This is a genomic window from Silvania hatchlandensis, from assembly GCF_025564065.1.
GTDB lineage: Bacteria > Pseudomonadota > Gammaproteobacteria > Enterobacterales > Enterobacteriaceae > Enterobacter > Enterobacter hatchlandensis.
Genome location: NZ_JAMGZK010000043.1, coordinates 122,485 through 140,274, shown reverse-complemented (window position 1 = coordinate 140,274; position 17,790 = coordinate 122,485). Strand labels below are relative to the sequence as shown.

Here is a 17,790-nt window from a genome sequence, read left to right as displayed (position 1 = left end):
AAATGTCATTAATTAGTATGCATGGTGCGTGGTTGTCGTTCAGTGACGCCCCGCTGCTCGATAATACTGAACTCCACATCGAAGATAACGAACGTGTTTGTCTGGTGGGTCGTAACGGCGCGGGCAAATCCACGCTGATGAAGATCCTTAATCGCGAACAGGGTCTGGATGACGGACGTATTGTTTACGAGCAAGACCTGATCGTTTCTCGTCTGCAGCAGGATCCGCCGCGTAACGTCGCGGGCAGCGTGTATGATTTTGTTGCCGAAGGGATCTCTGAGCAGGCCGAATACCTGAAGGGCTATCACGAGATTTCCCATCTGGTGATGACCGACCCGAGCGAAAAAAACCTCAATGAAATGGCGCGTCTTCAGGACCTGCTCGATCATCATGGTCTCTGGCAGCTTGAAAGTCGCATTACGGAAGTTCTGGAGCAGTTAGGTCTGGAAGCGGACACCGAACTGGCATCACTCTCTGGCGGCTGGCTGCGTAAAGCTGCGCTGGGGCGTGCGCTGGTCAGTGGTCCAAAAGTACTGCTTCTTGACGAACCGACTAACCACCTGGACATTGAAGCGATCGACTGGCTGGAAGGGTTCCTGAAAACCTTTAACGGCACGCTGATATTTATTTCGCATGACCGTTCATTCATTCGCAATATGGCAACCCGTATCGTCGATCTCGACCGCGGCAAGCTGGTGACCTATCCGGGCGACTACGACACTTATCTGCTTGAGAAAGAAGAAAATCTGCGCGTGGAAGAGCTGCAAAATGCCGAGTTTGACCGCAAGCTGGCGCAGGAAGAAGTGTGGATCCGTCAGGGCATCAAAGCGCGCCGTACCCGTAACGAAGGCCGCGTGCGTGCGTTGAAAGCAATGCGTAATGAGCGCAGCGAGCGTCGTGAAGTGATGGGCACCGCGAAAATGCAGGTGGAAGAAGCCTCTCGCTCCGGCAAGATTGTCTTCGAGATGGAGAACGTTGATTACCAGGTTGATGGCAAAGTACTGGTGAAAGATTTTTCTGCTCAGGTTCAGCGCGGCGACAAAATTGCGCTCATCGGCCCGAACGGCTGTGGCAAAACCACGCTGCTGAAGCTGATGCTGAGCCAGCTGCAGGCCGACAGCGGCCGCGTCCATTGTGGTACCAAACTCGAAGTGGCCTACTTCGACCAGCACCGCGCCGAGCTCGATCCTGACAGAACGGTGATGGATAACCTTGCCGAAGGTAAACAGGAAGTGCTGGTGAACGGTAAGCCGCGCCATGTACTGGGCTATCTGCAGGACTTCCTGTTCCATCCAAAACGCGCGATGACCCCGGTTCGTGCCCTCTCCGGTGGGGAACGTAACCGTCTGTTGCTGGCGCGTTTGTTCCTGAAACCGAGCAACCTGTTGATTCTTGATGAACCGACAAACGATCTTGATGTTGAAACGCTGGAACTTCTTGAGGAACTGATTGATAGTTATCAGGGAACCGTGATGCTGGTGAGCCACGACCGTCAGTTTGTCGACAATACCGTGACCGAATGCTGGATCTTCGAAGGGGAGGGTCGCATTAGTCAGTACGTTGGCGGCTATCACGATGCGCGTGGACAGCAGGCTCAGTATCTGGCTACAAAACAGTCAAAAGCCAGAGCAGAAGCAGAAGTGGCTGTTACGAAAGCAGAAACTGTCAAACGTAGCAGTAGCAAACTAAGCTATAACCTACAGCGCGAACTGGAAAGTCTGCCGCAGCGTCTCGAAGAGCTCGAAGCTAACCTCGAAAGTTTGCAGGCTCAAGTTGCCGACGCATCATTCTTTACCCAGTCGCATGACTATACTCAAAAAGTCCTGGCGGATATGGCGCAGGCTGAAAAGGCGTTGGAAGAAGCATTTGAACGCTGGGAGTATCTTGAGGCTCTGAAAAACGGCGCATAAGTGAAACATGGAGCCAGTATGTGTGAACATCACCATGCCGACAGGCATATTTTATGCTCACAGTGCGACATGCTCGTGGCGCTACCCGCGCTCGAGCATGGACACAAAGCGGCATGCCCGCGATGCGGGGCAACGCTGACAACTGAGTGGGATGCGCCGCGGCAGCGTCCTACTGCTTATGCTATTGCCGCGCTGTTCATGCTTCTGCTCTCCAATCTTTTTCCCTTTATCTATATGAAGGTAGGCGGTATCACCAGCGAAGTGAATTTGCTGGAGATACCCGGCGTGATGTTCTCGGAAGATTACGCCAGCCTCGGCACTTTCTTCCTGCTTTTCGTCCAGATTGTCCCGGCGTTCTGCCTGCTGGTGATTTTGCTGCTGGTGAACCGCGTGCAAATGCCCGTGGCGATGAAAATCAGACTGGCGCGGATCCTGTTCCAGCTGAAAAGCTGGGGAATGGCGGAGATCTTTCTGGCCGGGATTCTGGTGAGCTTTGTGAAGCTGATGGCCTACGGCGATGTCGGTGTAGGCAGCAGCTTTATCCCCTGGTGTCTATACTGCGTCCTGCAATTACGCGCTTTTCAGTGTGTGGATCGCCGCTGGGCATGGGACGATATCGCTCCCGCGCCTGCGCTGGCGCAGCCCCTTAAGGCGGGCGTGCCGGGGATAAACCAGAATCTGCGTCTGTGCTCCTGCTGTACGGCCATTCTTCCGGCCGACCAGGAGGTTTGCCCGCGCTGCGAGACCAAAGGGCACGTGCGGCGCAAAAACAGCGTGCAGTGGACCATGGCGCTGCTGATTACCTCCATCATTCTCTACCTTCCCGCCAATATCCTGCCGATCATGATCACTGATTTGCTGGGCGACAAAATGCCGTCGACGATAATGGCCGGGGTCGTCCTGCTCTGGGGAGAAGGATCTTATCCGGTGGCGCTGGTGATTTTTATCGCCAGTATCATGGTACCCACGCTCAAAATGATCGCTATTGCCTGGCTGTGTTGGGATGCCAAAGGGCACGGCAAGCGCGACAGCGAGCGTATGCATCTGATTTATGAAGTGGTTGAGTTTGTCGGACGCTGGTCAATGATTGACGTGTTTGTGATTGCGGTCCTCTCTGCGCTGGTGCGCATGGGCGGCTTAATGAGTATTTATCCCGCCATCGGAGCGGTGATGTTTGCGTTGGTCGTTGTTATGACAATGTTTGCGGCCATGACCTTTGATCCACGTTTATCGTGGGATCGTGAGCCCGAGTCGAGCCATGAGGAAGAGTATAAGCATGGAAAATAAGAGTGGAGAGGCGAAAGTGCAGAAGGTCAAAAACTGGTCGCCGGTGTGGATCTTCCCCATCGTGACCGCGCTGATCGGTGCATGGATCCTGTTTTATCACTACAGCCATCAGGGGCCGGAAGTGACGCTGATCACCACCAACGCCGAGGGGATTGAAGGGGGCAAAACGACCATCAAGAGCCGCAGTGTGGATGTGGGTGTGGTAGAGAGTGCGACCCTGACCGACGATCTGACGCATGTAGAAATCAAAGCCCGTCTGAACGCCGGGATGGAAAAACTCCTGCACGGCGATTCCGTCTTCTGGGTGGTCAAACCGCAGGTGGGGCGTGAAGGGATAAGCGGACTGGGGACGCTGCTTTCCGGGGCCTATATCGAGTTGCAGCCGGGGGCAAAAGGCAGTCAGCCGGGGCAATATCAGCTGCTGGACTCACCGCCGCTGGCACCGCCGGATGCAAAGGGGATCCGCGTGATCCTCGACAGTAAAAAAGCCGGTCAGTTAAGCCCGGGTGACCCGGTACTGTTCCGTGGCTATCGCGTCGGCTCAGTGGAAACCAGCACCTTCGATACGCAAAAACGCGCCATCAGCTACCAACTGTTTATCAACGCGCCTAACGATCGTCTGGTGACTGGCAACGTTCGCTTCTGGAAAGACAGCGGCATCGCCGTTGACTTAACCTCTGCGGGGATGCGCGTCGAGATGGGGTCACTTTCCACGCTGTTCGGCGGGGGTGTCAGCTTCGACGTTCCGGAAGGGATGGATCTGGGGCAGCCTGTGGCGCAGAAGACTGCGTTCCGCCTGTATGACGACCAGAAGAGTATCCAGGATTCGCTCTACACCGACCATATCGACTACCTGATGTTCTTTAAAGATTCTGTCCGCGGCCTACAGCCGGGGGCGCCGGTGGAATTCCGCGGCATTCGCCTTGGGACCGTTGGCAAAGTACCGTTCTTCGCGCCGGGCATGCGTCAGGTGCTGGATGACGATTACCGTATCCCGGTGCTTATCCGTATCGAACCTGAGCGTCTGATAAATCAGGTTGGCGATACGCCGGACATTGCCCAGCATCTCGACGGACTGATGAAGCGCGGCCTGCGCGGATCGCTCAAAACCGGTAACCTGGTGACCGGGGCGCTGTATGTGGATATGGACTTCTTCCCGAAAGAACCGCCGGTGAAACAGCTGCGCGAATTTGGTGGCTATAAAATCATCCCAACGGTGAGCAGCGGTCTGGCGCAAATCCAACAGCGGCTGATGGAAACCCTGGATAAGATCAACGGCCTGCCGCTGAACCCGATGATTGAACAGGCGACCCATACGCTCAACGAAAGCCAGGCGACGATGCGCCGTCTGCAGACGACACTGGATAACCTGAACAAGATCACCGCCAACCAGTCGATGCAGAAGCTGCCAGAGGACATGCAGAAAACGCTGCGTGAGCTGAATCGTAGTATGCAGGGCTTCCAGCCAGGCTCTGCCGCGTACAACAAGATGGTGGCGGATATGCAGCGTCTGGATCAGGTTCTGCGTGAACTGCAGCCGGTGCTGAAAACTCTGAACACCAAGAGCAATGCGCTGGTATTCGAAGCGAAAGACAAAAAGGACCCTGAGCCGAAGGGGGCTAAATAATGAAAAAATGGTTAACGATCGCTGCCGCAGTGGTTCTGACCGCCTGTAGCTCTGGCGCAGATAACAAAAGCTATTATCAGCTGCCGGTGGCAACGCAGGCGGGCGGTAAAAGTACGGCCAGCCAGGGGAGCCGTCTGCTGTGGGTTGAACAGGTGGCAGTGCCTGATTATCTGGCGGGCAATGGAGTGGTGTATCAAACCAGTGATGTGCAGTATGTCATCGCCAGTAACAACCTGTGGGCCAGCCCGCTGGATCAGCAGCTGCGCAACACGCTGGTGGCTAATCTCAGCAGCCAGCTTCCGGGATGGGTGGTTGCGTCGCAGCCGCTGGGCAGCGACCAGGATACCCTGAGCGTCAATGTGACCGGCTTCCATGGACGCTATGATGGCAGCGTGGTGGTCAGCGGCGAGTGGCTGCTGAACCATCAGGGCCAGCTGATGAAACGGCCTTTCCATCTGGAGATGAAGCAGAAAAACGATGGCTATGATGAAATGGTGAAGGTGCTGGCGCAGGGGTGGGCTCAGGAGTCCACCAGCATTGCCAGAGAGATTTCCCGACTGCCATAAGTAAAATTCATCTTGTCAGGCCGCAATTTGCGTCATGCTAATTGCGGCTTTTTTTTGGTTTGCGGTCAGGTCGTTACTTGTGCCGCGTCACAATTTTTGTACAAATGAACTTCTGCGTAGCTCACAAATATGACGCTGGTATGAATTTTCTACATTGACGATAAGCGGAATTCAGGGTATTCGTTATCTGTGATTGCATGATTTGTAATCATTGTTTTCTTTTCCACCAGATCAAAGAATGAGGGAAACGAGGCATGAAGAGACAGAAACGAGATCGCCTGGAAAGGGCTCATCAACGTGGTTATCAAGCTGGCATCGCCGGACGTTCTAAAGAAATGTGTCCCTATCAGACCTTGAATCAAAGGTCATACTGGTTAGGGGGCTGGCGAGAAGCCATCGGAGACAGGGCAGTAATTGCTTGATAGCGTCTCTTTAAAAAAAGAAACCTCCGCAGTGCGGAGGTTTCGCTGTTTTATGCTTGTGTAAAAGCAAACATCAGAATGCAGACGTATCCTGGAACAGACCGACTTTCAGGTCGGTTGCGGAGTAGATCAGACGCCCGTCGACCAGCACTTCGCCATCCGCCAGACCCATGATCAGGCGACGGTTAACAATACGTTTGAAGTGAATACGGTAGGTAACTTTTTTAGCGGTTGGCAGAACCTGACCGGTGAATTTCACTTCACCCACGCCCAGCGCACGGCCTTTACCTTCACCGCCCAGCCAGCCGAGGTAGAAACCAACCAGTTGCCACATTGCGTCCAGACCCAGGCAGCCTGGCATCACCGGATCGCCAATGAAATGGCAACCAAAGAACCACTGGTCCGGGTTGATATCGAGTTCTGCTTCTACGTAACCCTTATCGAAGTTGCCGCCGGTTTCCGTCATCTTAACGACACGGTCCATCATCAGCATGTTCGGGGCCGGTAACTGTGGGCCTTTAGCGCCAAACAGTTCACCGCGACCAGAGGCAAGAAGATCTTCTTTAGTATAGGATTCGCGTTTATCTACCATGTTCTCAGTAAGCCTTATTTTAGTGAAGGACGCAGGATAGCTAACACGTGTACGCTGAACAAGTCCGATCAGTTAGGACTGAACCAGTTCAACCAGCGTAACGGCCAGGGATAACGGTGGCGTGCATCCTGCTGCGTTGCCTGAGCAATGCGTTCCTGAATCGTGTGCATCAACGTTGTCTGCCCTTCGACATCCCACTCCAGGTTTGTCAGTAAGGGTAGCGCGTCAGCAATTTCTTCGATGGCCCACAGGCTGAATTGTTCCTCTTCGACGGCGGTCAGCAGTGCCTGGCTAAGGCTGAGATGACGCACGTTGGCGACAGGAATAATCACGCCCTGTTTGCCGTTCAGACCACGCTGCTGGCAAACGTTAAAAAAGCCTTCGATCTTTTCATTCAGACCGCCTACCGGCTGAGCACGACCAAACTGATCGACAGAACCGGTAATGGCAATACTCTGGTTGATGGGGACGTCAGCCAGCGCACTGATCACGGCACACAGCTCCGCCATCGAGGCACTGTCGCCATCGACTTCGCTATAGGACTGCTCAAAGGTCAGCGAAGCAGTGAAGGGGATCTGCTGCTCAAGCTGCAGTTCCGCCATCAGGTAAGCCTGCATGATCATCATGCCTTTGGCATGAATGTTCCCGCCGAGCTCTGCTTTACGCTCGACATCAATAAATTCGCCGTCACCGATATGCACCACGCAGCTGATTCGCGATGGCTCGCCAAAGGCGCGCGGATGACCCGGAAACTCAATCACTGACAGGGCGTTAATCTGGCCGACGCGTTCGCCTTCGGTTTCAACCAGAATTTGCTCCAGCAGGATTTCGTCCTGCATACGGTCGGCGAGGTAACCTTCACGCCATTCACGCTGAACCAGCATCTGTGCCAGCTGCTCGCCGCTAAAGATGTTGTCTTCGGTCAGCGCGGCGACTTCTCGCAGCTGTTTGCCGAGCCAGAGCGGACACAGCGGCAAGGTTTCCTGGTCGCCGGTGTAGCGAACCGCTTCACGGATCAGAGCCGGCCAGGCATCGCCAGCAGGTGAGGGGAGCTCAGCACGTTCGCTGACGGCGTTGACCCACTGCATCCACTGCAGCATATCGTCGGCATCAGCAATCTGTACGCTGTCTTCAAATTCGCTGTAAACCACCTGAGCGGATAGCTCTGGCTCCATCTCCTGGAAATCAGCCAGCGCTTCACGATCGCCGATCAGTACCACTTTCAGTGACAGCGGCATAGACGGCACCGCGATCGGGAGCGGACGCGACTCGTCAAACGCGACCCAGTCAAAGCGCTGCTGGTTTACGCAATTCTTCAGACGCATCCACAACAAAGGCTGAGCAAGCAGGGTGCGCAGAGACACGATTAACACACCGCCGTTCGCCTGATGGATAAGGCCAGGATCCAGGGTTAACTCACCGTTAAACTGGCGCAGGCACCCGAACAGCTGTTCGGCTTCTGCCCAACCAGCCGAGACGACGCTACCGGTTACCGCAAAACGTCCGTCGGCAAGGGTGGCGGGTTCAAAGGTGACAGTGCGTCCGTTGATCGCATATTCACCACCAAAGACTGCCTGAGCGTCTGGCTGCAACTGCCGAATGGCATCTGCCAGAAGACTCAGATACTCCGCTTCGTCTGGCGCTTTCAGCAACATAAAAGGTGAAGTTGCCCATGGACTTAATACCTGCTCCATCGCGTAATGCAAACGCGGCTGTGTATCGCTGAGTAAGTATTCGGATTCTTTCGCGAGATCTGGCTGTGCAAACAGTTCCTGATAGCTATCTGTATCCGGAACCAGGTCACGCCATGCAAGTTTCGTAATGGTCAAAGTTGATGTTTTTTAGTCAGATGTAAAACGATGGAGTATACCGTAAGGCGCAGGCTCTGCCCATGAGGTAATCGGAGATTACCGTGACGAATGCGTCACTGGCGGTCACAGGATATGATTTCTTTTCAGCAGATTGCCAAAAAACTGATATTCTGAACACAGTTACACGGTCACATTGGGATCGCAATGAAATACCAACAACTGGAAAACCTCGAAAGCGGCTGGAAATGGAAGTATCTGGTCAAGAAACACCGTGAAGGGGAATTGATCACGTGCTACCTCGAAGCCAGTGCAGCAAATAATGCTGTAGATTTATTGCTAACCCTCGAAAATGATCCGGTTCAGGTCAACAGCTGGATAGAAAAACACATTAATCCAGCGCTGCTGAACCGCATGAAGCAGACTATTCGCGCGAGGCGAAAACGGCATTTTAATGCTGAGCATCAGCATACCCGCAAAAAGTCGATCGACCTGGAATATATGGTCTGGCAACGGCTGGCAGGGCTGGCCCAACGGCGTGGGAAAACGTTATCAGAAACGATAGTGCAACTTATAGAAGATGCAGAGCATAAAGAGAAGTACGCCAGTCAGATGTCGTCGCTGAAAACCGATCTTGAGGCCATGCTGGGCAAAAAGTAACGTTATCTCTTTCTTACAGGCAATAAAAAACCCCGCACAGGCGGGGTTTTTTTAAGACGATAACTTATGCCGCTGGCTGAGTTACAACGTCTTTGATGCCTTTAACTTCGATCTCTACGCGACGATCTGGGCCCAGGCATTCGATCAGCGCTGGACGCGCCTTCACGTTGTCACAGGTGTTGCCAGTAACTGGGTTAGATTCGCCCATACCACGTGCGGAGATCTTGTTGCTTGGGATACCTTTAGAGATCAGGTAATCAACAACAGACTGTGCACGTTTCTCGGACAGACCCTGGTTGTAAGCGTCAGAACCGATACGGTCGGTGAAGCCCAGAACCACAACAGAACCGTCTTTCGGATCCAGGTTGCTCAGCTGAGAGTACATCTGATCCAGAGCCTGCTGACCTTCTGGTTTCAGAGTCGCTTTGTTGAAGTTGAACAGAACGTCAGACTTCAGAGTGAAGTGCTTGGTCTGTACTTCTGGAGCTGGAGCCGGAGCTGGAGCAACTGGTGCTACATCTTCCTGCTGACCGAAACGGTAGGAAACACCCACGCTCAGCAGACCGTTGTCTGGACGGGTACCCACGGTGTTTGCATCACCGATGTTGCTGGTCCACTGGTATTCCAGACGGGTAGCGATGTCACGAGTTACCGCATATTCTAAGCCGCCAGCAAATACTGGGGATACGCCGGTGTCGTGATCTTTGAAGGATGCGCCGCCAGGAGTGTTAGCTTTTGCATCAGCACGCCAAACCATACCACCCAGACGAGTGTAGATGTCCAGTTGGTCATTGATTGGGTAACCCAGTTTAGCGGTCAGCTGAACGCCCTGAGCTTTGAATGCGCCATTGATGTTGTCGCCTTTGTACGGCATACGGCCTAACCAGTCGTAGCCCATTTCGAAGCCAACGTACGGGTTAACCTGGTAGCCACCAAACGCACCAGCACCAAGCTGATTTTCGTGAGTTGGACCGTTGTTGTTGATAAAACCAGTATCGTGGAACTGAGACCAACCCAGTTTAGCACCAGTATACCAGGTGTTATCTTTCGGAGCGGCCTGCGCTACGGTAGCGAAACCTGCCAGTGCCACTGCAATCGCGATAGCTGTCTTTTTCATTTTTGCGCCTCGTTATCATCCAAAAATCGCCATGAGAATCTCAATGAGAGTCACGGTTAAATCCTTCACCGGGGGGCGGGGACAAAGAGTAAACCTACCGATATCTTCGGCTTAGGCCGAGCACCCCTGGCGATGTAAAGTCTACAACGTACCTGAAAACTTACAAGTGTGAACTCCGTCAGGCATATGAAAAAAAAAGTTTTATATACACAATATTTAACATTTATCGTGTCGATTCGCGCATGCTAAACTGAAAGAAGCCGCACCAGACAAGCCTTGTCGATACTTTTACGCATGGAACCAAAGGTGTACAACCCTTGCAAAATAAATTCCAGGAAAACTCCTATTTTTACTCAATGATACAAATTAGAGTGAATTTTTAGCCCAGACAGGTGTCCGTAACCCTGCGTATCTACCCTAACGGGACGCATAATGAACCCCAGCGCATTCCCTTCTTCTGCTGCCTCGGCCAGGCAATGTTGTTCCGCCTCGGTTAATTCTTCAGTACACCAGCCGATCACAACGCTGTAATTCCCGGTACGTAAGGCCCTCACCATCGACTTCACAGTATGGCATGGCGCCATCTGGCTTATCTGCATCACTTTTGTCAGCGGCAGGCCCGCGGACTGCACCCATTGGCGGCTGAGTTTCTGCTGTGGCGTAAGCCACAGCTGCCAGCGAGACTGCTGGCCAAGCTGCTGCAACAGAGGCAGCAATAACAGCTGCGTCATCATGGGCTGGTCTTCACGGTATAGCACTTCACTGATCAGCCCGGTGGAAACACGCGCAGTAGAATTGTGCGTGCTATTGCCTGCGGAAGAAGCGAAAGATGTTGAACGATTTGCGTAGCCTGAAGAGAACATAATCGACCCAGCCCTGTAGTTACTGTATGGATATACAGTAACCCCTGTACGGCCAAAGATCAACCTCATTTTCGGAAAGCGCCTCGCAAATTTGGTTCAATTATCAGGCACATTGAAAAATCATCTTGCTGTTCGATCGTAAGTTGCCTATTTTCCTGATATCGGATCCGTTAACAAAAGATGACAACATTATTCCATGATTTAAAAAGGAAATATCATGAAAAAGATCTCTTATGAGCGGATTTATCAGTCTACGAAATACCTTTTACCGCTCGGCGACGTGCAGCATCGCGCATTGTTTGGTGGCTATACCCTGGCAGTTGATGACACGGTTTTTGCGATGGTGTCAGGCGGCGAATTGTATCTGCGAGCCAGTGAAGAGAGCGCGCCGTACTGTGTCAAAAATGCGACCACCTTCTTAACGCTGGTCAAACGGGGTCGCCCGATCCTGTTGAATTATTTCCGTGTGGATGAAGGACTCTGGCAGGATCAGGAGCAGTTTTTGCAACTCTCTTCTTTTGCCCTTGAGGCGGCGCGGCGTGAACGCAGCCAGCGTTACAAGGTGCATCGGCTGAAAGATTTACCCAATCTCACCTTCCAACTGGAGATCCTGCTTTATGACGCCGGCATTACTGATGAAGAGACACTGCGCACCCTGGGGGCAGAGCAATGCTGGCTAAAAATAAGGGCGCTGAACAAGCGCCTCAGTTATAAGGTGCTGTTTGCACTGGAAGGGGCAATAGTAGGTCTGCATGAAGCGGCGCTCCCGGAGATCAGACGCCGGGAGCTGCTCACGTGGTTCAAAACTCAACCTCTCACCAACGACATTCATTCCGGCAGTTGATTAACGTGCTGTTGTAAACGACATATCTCTGGCAGCAACGCAATAAGCAGGCCGATTTGCTGTAGAACCAGCTGGGCTTTGTTCTCGGCTTCCGGCTCAAGATGGGAAATGCGTTGCGCCAGTTCAGCTAAAGCCTGTTGCACGCGCGGTTCATCTGCGGGCCGCTGGTGAAGGGCATCATCAACGTAGCACACTGCATCATCCAGCAAGGCTAAGATCGTCGGACTGGTAAGCTGTTCACGGTGTGCACCCAACGCCGAGATATAGCTGGTAAAAGTATGATTCAGACACAGCAGGCGGAAGGCAATCTCACTGGTTTGCTCCGTCGCCCGGGGTTCCCGCGACATATTCGATACCACTGACGCCAGTTCTGCATCGCGATTATGCGCATCACGGCGGGCAATACGGTAGGCCAGGCGATTATCACGACCCTGGTGATACTGCTCCAGAATGGCATCGAGATAGCGACAGTTGGCGTTGATCGCATTATCCAGCACCCGCGGCAGATTACGAAAACGCCAGTCTGGCCAGATGAAACTCACCGCCGCCCATGCGATGGCGCAGCCAATCAGCGTATCAATAACGCGCGGCAGCGCGACTTCGAAACCTTCGCCGAGCAGGTTGAAGCACAGTAAAACCAGCAGAGTAATAAACATGGTGGCGTGCGCGTACTGTACGTTACGAAACGCGAAGAACAGCACCCCGGTGATAACAATAAGGATCAGCTGGCCTTCCAGCGCGGGGACAAAATAGAGGATGGGTAACCCAAGCGCGACCCCGGCGAGGGTACCGAGAATGCGCAAAGCCAGGCGATGGCGAGTGGCATTGTAGTTGGGCTGACAAACGAACAGGCTGGTCAGCAAAATCCAGTAGCCATGATTCAGACCGGTTATCTGTATAAAGGCATAGCCGACACAGAGCACCACCGACATGCGTACCGCATGGCGAAAGAGGGCGGACTCCGGCGTAAAGTTGCGGCTTAAGCGCAGCCACATATCGCTGAAACCGTGCAGGCTGTCGTCTGCAAGCTGGTTTTCAGCCTCGTTGCCCGGCATGGCCAGCGCCTGCTCTGATTCGATGGTGGCGAGCTGGGCATCGATAGCGCGCAGATTGCTTAACAGATACCCCAGCGCTTTCATCTGTTCGGCAGAGGTTCCGCTGGCATGAACGCGATCGAGGGCGGCATCAAGGTGGCTGAACGCCCGTTCGAAACGAAGATCGTGCTGATAGGGGGTGCGTAGCAGTATTGAGTGTGAGAGCTGCTGACAGGCCTGGGCCTGCATCGAGAGCAGCCGCTGAAAGCGAAACATCACATCGCTGTAGCGAAATTTTTCCCGCAGGCTGGCGTACTGAATATGCGAGGAGCTGGCGCGCTCATGAATATCCTGCGCGACAAAATAGTAGTGCAAGGTTCTGCGGGTGCCGCGCTGACCGCGGTCACCGCGTAACCGCGTAAGCAGCGAGGCTTTAGTCTGGTTTAACGTGGTGACCAGTTGGCCATTCGCCAGCGCCAGCTCATACAGCGGTGCCTGTCCATCATCCTCAATATCCGGGTCGAACAGCCGGGACTTTAACTCCAGATAATGGGCCAGTTGCTCATAGCTGCGCGCCAGATTGTCCTGCAAAGGACGAATGGGGAAAATAAGATGCCCGGCCAGGGTGAGCAGGTTATACCAGACAGCGCCAACCAACAGCAGCAGCGGCTGGTGATACCACTGGTCGTAAAGCGAAACGCCCAGCATGGTATAGATAGCAATCAGCAGCGCACCAAAAGCGATGGTGGCGTAACGTTGACCCAGCCCTCCCAGCAATATAAAGACGCTGGTGGAGAGCATCAGACCGAGGGCGAACAGCCAGGGCCAGGGAAAGAGCAATTCAACCGAAGCCGAAGCAATAAAGAAGCAGATCAGGGTGATGACCAGATTACGCAGCCGACCGGCGAGACGATCGTCCAGATCGGCTAGCGCCCCGGCAACGACGCCCAGCGTCAGCGGGATGGTCAGCTTGATCTCACCTAAACACCAGGGCAGGGCGGTGCTGCCGCAAAGAGCAATAAAAATCCTGACGTTATACAGCCAGGTGCTGTTCCATGTGTAGCGGCGTAGCAGTGGGCTTAGCATGAGCGCACTCGGTCCTTGTTACGTTACGGAAAACGACGGCGGGCGTTGGCGTCCCGCGCGGCGCGGGCGACTTCAACAGGGACCACTCTGCGCCCCACAGGCCACAGGGCAATGGCGGCAATCTTGAAATTAGCGATCCCAACGGGGATACCGATTATCGTCAGGCACTGCGCAATACCTGCCGCAATATGCATCAGACACAGCCACCAGCCGAAAACGATCAGCCACGCTATATTGAGCAGCGTTCCGCCGGTGTTCAGCAGCGCGCTTTTGCTGTCGGGCTCCAGCTCGTCGACGTGGATCGCATCGTTACCGTAAGGCACCAGCGAGAGTTTGGTGATTTCCCAGCAGGAGCGCGTCAGCGGCAGGGTGAAGATCAGCACAATGCTGACCAGCGTCGCCACCAGCCAGGCAAGGGTGGTGGCAAAACCACCAAGAACAAAATTCAAAATATTCAGAACGGTACGCATAACACCTCGGTTCTTTCCGTTTTGTTTAAGGCTCGATGATTGTAACGGTTTTTTGCGCTGGAGCACCTGAAAACTGGCAGTTAAACTGTCAGGTAACTTCTCACGTCGTGGATCGGGCTGGACATGGAACTGAAAGCAACTTCGTTAGGCAAACGCCTGGCACAACATCCGTACGACAAAGTCGTTCTACTCAACGCCGGGGTCAAAGTCTCGGGCGAACGGCACGAATATTTGATTCCCTTCAATCAGCTGCTGGCCATTCACTGCAAGCGCGGTCTGGTGTGGGGCGAGCTGGAGTTTGTCCTGCCTGAAGAAAAGGTCGTGCGGCTGCACGGCACCGAATGGGCAGAAACCCAGCGGTTTCATCACCATCTGAACATGCTCTGGCAGCAATGGAGTGCTGAAATGAGTCAGGTTGCGGCGCAGGTTCTGCACAACGTGTTGGATGAGATTGCCGCAAGCCATGAGCAAAACAGTTGGCTCACGCGGGATAAAACCCTGGGGCTGCAGCAAAAAATCGTCAACGCGCTGCAGGCCTTACCGCTGTCGACCTCGCGGCTGGTGGAGTTTGAAAACTGCCGTGAGGCCTGGCGTCAGTGCCAGGCCTGGTTAACCGACATTGATCAAAGCCGACAGGCGCACAATCAGGCGTGGACCGCCGCCATGCTCAGCCAGTATGCCGATTTTTTTGCCGGTATTGAGTCATCGCCGCTTAACCCGGCCCAGGCCCGGGCGGTGGTCAACGGTGAGCGTTCGTTGCTGGTGCTGGCAGGTGCCGGGAGCGGTAAAACTTCGGTGCTGGTGGCGCGCGCGGGCTGGCTTTTGACCCGCAATGAAGCCTCCCCGGAACAGATCCTCCTGCTGGCATTTGGGCGCAAGGCCGCCCAGGAGATGGATGAACGTATCGCGGCGCGACTGCATACTCGCGACATCACCGCCAGAACCTTTCATGCGCTGGCCCTGTACATTATTCAGCAAGGGAGCAAAAAAGTGCCGGTGGTCAGCCAGCTCGAAAGTGACACCGAGGCACGGCAGAAAATTTTTATCGATGCCTGGCAGCAGCAGTGCAGCGAGAAAAAAGCCCAGGCTAAAGGCTGGCGCCAGTGGCTGGAAGAGGAGCTCAACTGGACGGTGCCGGAGGGCAGCTTCTGGCAAAACGATAAGCTCGCGCGCCGACTGGCACCGCGTCTGGATCGTTGGGTGAGCCTGATGCGCATGCACGGCGGTGCGCAGGCAGAGATGATTGCCGGTGCGCCGGAAGAGATTCGCGCCCTGTTTTCAAAACGGGTGAAGCTGATGGCCCCCCTGTTAAAAGCGTGGAAAACCGCTCTTAAAGAGGAAAATGCGGTCGATTTTTCCGGATTGATCCATCAGGCGATCAACATTCTTGAGAAAGGCCGTTTTGTCAGCCCGTGGAAACACATCCTGGTGGATGAGTTTCAGGATATCTCTCCCCAGCGCGCGGCGCTGCTGGCGGCACTGCGGGCGCAAAATAAATATACCACGCTGTTTGCCGTGGGCGACGACTGGCAGGCGATCTATCGCTTTAGCGGGGCGCAGTTGTCGTTGACTACCGCGTTCCATCATTACTTTGGCGAAGGCGATCGTTGTGACCTCGATACCACGTATCGCTTCAATCACCGGATCGGTGAAGTCGCCAACCGCTTTATTCAGCAGAACCCGAACCAGCTGGCAAAACCGCTGAACAGCCTGTCCGTTGGCGACAAAAAAGCGGTGACGCTGCTGGCAGACGATCAGCTTGATGCGTTGCTGGATAAGCTGAGCGGTTACGCTAAACCTGATGAACGTATTCTGGTGCTGGCGCGTTATCACCACCTTAAGCCGGCCAGCCTGGCGAAAGCCGCCACTCGCTGGCCGAAGCTGCAACTGGATTTTATGACCATTCACGCCAGCAAAGGACAGCAGGCGGACTATGTGATTGTGGTGGGTCTGCAGGAAGGCAGCGACGCATTCCCTGCACCCGCGCGCGAATCGGTCATGGAGCAGGCGTTACTGCCCGCGGTGGAAGATTTTCCGGATGCTGAGGAGCGGCGTTTGCTGTACGTGGCGATGACCCGTGCGCGTCATCGCGTCTGGCTGTTGTTCAATAAAGAGCAGCCGTCGGCGTTTGTTGAGGTGTTGAAAAATATTGATGTGCCGCTGACGCGCAAACCGTAAACAACCCGGCCGTACAAGGTCAGGTAGCAGGCCGGGCAGGCGAAGCCGCCACCCGGCAACGGCGATAATTACTTCAGGCGATCCGCCAGGTAGCGCGGGTAATCCGGGATCAGAATTTCGTTCTGAGACTGGAACTGCGGTGACTCAATAATAAAGTCTGCTGTCGACAGGTTAGTGGCGACCGGGATATTCCACACCGTCGCCAGGCGCAGCAGCGCTTTGACATCCGGATCGTGCGGCACCGCATTGAGCGGGTCCCAGAAGAAAATCAGCACATCAATTTTCCCTTCAGAAATCTGCGCCCCGACCTGCTGATCGCCGCCCAACGGGCCGCTCAGCATGGCATTAACCTCAAGCCCGGTCTCGCGTTGGATCAGATTACCCGTTGTACCGGTTGCCGACAGCTGGTGTTGTTCGAGCAGGGATTTGTGACGCTGAACCCAGTTGAGCAGCATCTGTTTGCAGTGATCGTGTGCAACCAGCGCGATATGTTTGCGTGCTGGCAGGGTGCGAGTTGTGAGTTCCATAATCTCTATCCATTAATTAACTGGTTACAGATTACTGGAAGTGTCTGACTCTGCAAGAGAAAGGGATAAATATTGCGGGTCAGGACGAAGGTTGCTGCTTCGCCCACTGCAGAAATCGCGCTCGGGTATCGGGATCGGCTAAGGCAAACCAGTATTTAAGTCGTTGTTCTGTAACCGTCTGGGATTGCGGTGGCGGCATATCCAGCTCAGAAACGCCCGACAGCAGCGCGCTGTCATCGGCCATCATGGTAGCAAATTGCGGTAAAGACGCGCTTTGCCCGGCCTTGTTATAGCGCTCAGTATCATTCTCGTAATTGATACCTTTCGGGGTCTCAGTAATCGTCAGGATATCGAGCTTTACCGGAATGGGCGTCGCATCGCCGTCCAGCAACTCGATGTGGGGCGCATTATCAAAAAGTTGCGACTCTTTTTCTGTTTCCAGTCGCGGGAGACTAAAATTAACCTGGCTGATGCGCTGCGTATTAAAGCTGGCGACCAGCGGGGGAGAAATATAGACGCGCTGTTCATGGTTGCCAAAACGGATGGTTTTTTCAACCCGAAACACAATCTGATGCGGACCGTTATCCAGCTCAATGCTGTCCGCACCGCGCAGCAATGAACTGGACACTTTTTTTCCATCAAGCACCAGTAAATCGATGTCAGTGGAGAGCCGTAGCGTTGTAGCAAAAACGCAAACCGGCATCAGCAGTGCAACCAAACTCCAGGCAATGCCGGTTTTCATAGAGAGCTCCTCTCAAAGACGCGCGGTGTGAATAATGTATCTAATTTTTTCGCAGAT

16 protein-coding genes are annotated in these 17,790 nt (G+C 54.1%); 8 read left to right on the top strand and 8 right to left on the bottom strand.

Features of this window, described 5'->3' with window-relative positions:
* Positions 1–2: 2 nt before the first annotated feature.
* The 5 genes from M8014_RS07395 (at position 3) to rmf (ending at position 5,812) form a co-directional block, all read left to right on the top strand.
* On the top strand, positions 3–1,910 hold the full coding sequence (locus M8014_RS07395) for an ABC transporter ATP-binding protein (protein WP_271281871.1): 1,908 nt from the start codon (positions 3–5) through the stop codon (positions 1,908–1,910).
* Between the two features lie 18 nt (positions 1,911–1,928).
* Positions 1,929–3,197, top strand: coding sequence for a membrane integrity-associated transporter subunit PqiA (gene pqiA, locus M8014_RS07390; protein WP_271281870.1), 1,269 nt, complete (start codon positions 1,929–1,931; stop codon positions 3,195–3,197).
* Positions 3,187–4,824 carry an intermembrane transport protein PqiB gene (pqiB, locus tag M8014_RS07385; RefSeq protein ID WP_271281869.1) on the top strand — a complete coding sequence of 546 codons (1,638 nt, stop codon included), beginning with the start codon at positions 3,187–3,189 and terminating at the stop codon, positions 4,822–4,824. The genes pqiA and pqiB overlap by 11 nt, the downstream gene beginning before the upstream one ends.
* Positions 4,824–5,390, top strand: a complete 567-nt coding sequence (gene pqiC / locus M8014_RS07380) for a membrane integrity-associated transporter subunit PqiC (RefSeq protein WP_271281868.1) — start codon at positions 4,824–4,826, stop codon at positions 5,388–5,390. The genes pqiB and pqiC overlap by 1 nt, the downstream gene beginning before the upstream one ends.
* Positions 5,391–5,644: 254 nt before the next feature.
* Entirely contained in the window at positions 5,645–5,812 is a 168-nt protein-coding gene (gene rmf / locus M8014_RS07375; protein WP_271269455.1) for a ribosome modulation factor, read from the top strand.
* A 73-nt stretch (positions 5,813–5,885) separates the two neighbouring features.
* On the opposite strand, the gene fabA is transcribed toward rmf, so the two are convergent.
* Positions 5,886–6,404 (bottom strand): bifunctional 3-hydroxydecanoyl-ACP dehydratase/trans-2-decenoyl-ACP isomerase, encoded by a 519-nt coding sequence (fabA, locus tag M8014_RS07370; RefSeq protein WP_271281867.1) that lies wholly within the window; start codon positions 6,402–6,404, stop codon positions 5,886–5,888.
* 68 nt (positions 6,405–6,472) lie between these two features.
* The gene (locus tag M8014_RS07365) at positions 6,473–8,233 is read right to left on the bottom strand and encodes a Lon protease family protein (protein WP_271281866.1); all 1,761 of its coding nucleotides are present in this window, start codon (positions 8,231–8,233) and stop codon (positions 6,473–6,475) included.
* Positions 8,234–8,419: 186 nt separating this feature from the next.
* Here M8014_RS07365 and matP point away from each other — a divergent pair, with 186 nt between their 5' ends.
* Positions 8,420–8,872 carry a macrodomain Ter protein MatP gene (gene matP, locus M8014_RS07360; protein WP_271281865.1) on the top strand — a complete coding sequence of 151 codons (453 nt, stop codon included), beginning with the start codon at positions 8,420–8,422 and terminating at the stop codon, positions 8,870–8,872.
* Between the two features lie 64 nt (positions 8,873–8,936).
* Here the strand turns inward: matP and ompA are convergent, their stop codons facing one another.
* Positions 8,937–9,989: a porin OmpA gene (gene ompA / locus M8014_RS07355; RefSeq protein ID WP_271281864.1), complete on the bottom strand. Its 1,053-nt coding sequence runs from the start codon at positions 9,987–9,989 to the stop codon at positions 8,937–8,939.
* 353 nt (positions 9,990–10,342) lie between these two features.
* Positions 10,343–10,852 (bottom strand): SOS-induced cell division inhibitor SulA, encoded by a 510-nt coding sequence (sulA, locus tag M8014_RS07350; RefSeq protein ID WP_271281863.1) that lies wholly within the window; start codon positions 10,850–10,852, stop codon positions 10,343–10,345.
* A 217-nt stretch (positions 10,853–11,069) separates the two neighbouring features.
* Here sulA and M8014_RS07345 point away from each other — a divergent pair, with 217 nt between their 5' ends.
* On the top strand, positions 11,070–11,696 hold the full coding sequence (locus tag M8014_RS07345) for a TfoX/Sxy family DNA transformation protein (RefSeq protein ID WP_271281862.1): 627 nt from the start codon (positions 11,070–11,072) through the stop codon (positions 11,694–11,696).
* Here the strand turns inward: M8014_RS07345 and yccS are convergent.
* Complete coding sequence (gene yccS / locus M8014_RS07340; protein WP_271281861.1) at positions 11,681–13,816, bottom strand: YccS family putative transporter; 2,136 nt, start codon at positions 13,814–13,816, stop codon at positions 11,681–11,683. The two genes, M8014_RS07345 and yccS, sit on opposite strands and share 16 nt — an antisense overlap.
* A gap of 23 nt (positions 13,817–13,839) precedes the next feature.
* Positions 13,840–14,286 (bottom strand): YccF domain-containing protein, encoded by a 447-nt coding sequence (locus M8014_RS07335; RefSeq protein ID WP_271281860.1) that lies wholly within the window; start codon positions 14,284–14,286, stop codon positions 13,840–13,842.
* Positions 14,287–14,409: 123 nt separating this feature from the next.
* Between M8014_RS07335 and helD the strand changes: the two genes are divergently transcribed.
* The gene (gene helD, locus M8014_RS07330) at positions 14,410–16,464 is read left to right on the top strand and encodes a DNA helicase IV (RefSeq protein ID WP_271281859.1); all 2,055 of its coding nucleotides are present in this window, start codon (positions 14,410–14,412) and stop codon (positions 16,462–16,464) included.
* A 68-nt stretch (positions 16,465–16,532) separates the two neighbouring features.
* Here the strand turns inward: helD and mgsA are convergent, their stop codons facing one another.
* Both mgsA and csgI read right to left on the bottom strand, forming a co-directional pair.
* On the bottom strand, positions 16,533–16,991 hold the full coding sequence (gene mgsA, locus M8014_RS07325) for a methylglyoxal synthase (RefSeq protein ID WP_271281858.1): 459 nt from the start codon (positions 16,989–16,991) through the stop codon (positions 16,533–16,535).
* 79 nt (positions 16,992–17,070) lie between these two features.
* Positions 17,071–17,733, bottom strand: a complete 663-nt coding sequence (gene csgI / locus M8014_RS07320; protein ID WP_271281857.1) for a curli synthesis inhibitor — start codon at positions 17,731–17,733, stop codon at positions 17,071–17,073.
* Between the last annotated feature and the right edge of the window lie 57 nt (positions 17,734–17,790).

Bases quoted from the DNA above. Each gene is read 5' to 3' on its own strand.
- M8014_RS07395 (WP_271281871.1), top strand. From the start codon at position 3: ATGTCATTAATTAGTATGCATGGTGCGTGGTTGTCGTTCAGTGACGCC.
- pqiA (WP_271281870.1), top strand. From the start codon at position 1,929: ATGTGTGAACATCACCATGCCGACAGGCATATTTTATGCTCACAGTGC.
- pqiB (WP_271281869.1), top strand. From the start codon at position 3,187: ATGGAAAATAAGAGTGGAGAGGCGAAAGTGCAGAAGGTCAAAAACTGG.
- pqiC (WP_271281868.1), top strand. From the start codon at position 4,824: ATGAAAAAATGGTTAACGATCGCTGCCGCAGTGGTTCTGACCGCCTGT.
- rmf (WP_271269455.1), top strand. From the start codon at position 5,645: ATGAAGAGACAGAAACGAGATCGCCTGGAAAGGGCTCATCAACGTGGT.
- fabA (WP_271281867.1), bottom strand. From the start codon at position 6,404: ATGGTAGATAAACGCGAATCCTATACTAAAGAAGATCTTCTTGCCTCT.
- matP (WP_271281865.1), top strand. From the start codon at position 8,420: ATGAAATACCAACAACTGGAAAACCTCGAAAGCGGCTGGAAATGGAAG.
- ompA (WP_271281864.1), bottom strand. From the start codon at position 9,989: ATGAAAAAGACAGCTATCGCGATTGCAGTGGCACTGGCAGGTTTCGCT.
- sulA (WP_271281863.1), bottom strand. From the start codon at position 10,852: ATGTTCTCTTCAGGCTACGCAAATCGTTCAACATCTTTCGCTTCTTCC.
- M8014_RS07345 (WP_271281862.1), top strand. From the start codon at position 11,070: ATGAAAAAGATCTCTTATGAGCGGATTTATCAGTCTACGAAATACCTT.
- yccS (WP_271281861.1), bottom strand. From the start codon at position 13,816: ATGCTAAGCCCACTGCTACGCCGCTACACATGGAACAGCACCTGGCTG.
- M8014_RS07335 (WP_271281860.1), bottom strand. From the start codon at position 14,286: ATGCGTACCGTTCTGAATATTTTGAATTTTGTTCTTGGTGGTTTTGCC.
- helD (WP_271281859.1), top strand. From the start codon at position 14,410: ATGGAACTGAAAGCAACTTCGTTAGGCAAACGCCTGGCACAACATCCG.
- mgsA (WP_271281858.1), bottom strand. From the start codon at position 16,991: ATGGAACTCACAACTCGCACCCTGCCAGCACGCAAACATATCGCGCTG.
- csgI (WP_271281857.1), bottom strand. From the start codon at position 17,733: ATGAAAACCGGCATTGCCTGGAGTTTGGTTGCACTGCTGATGCCGGTT.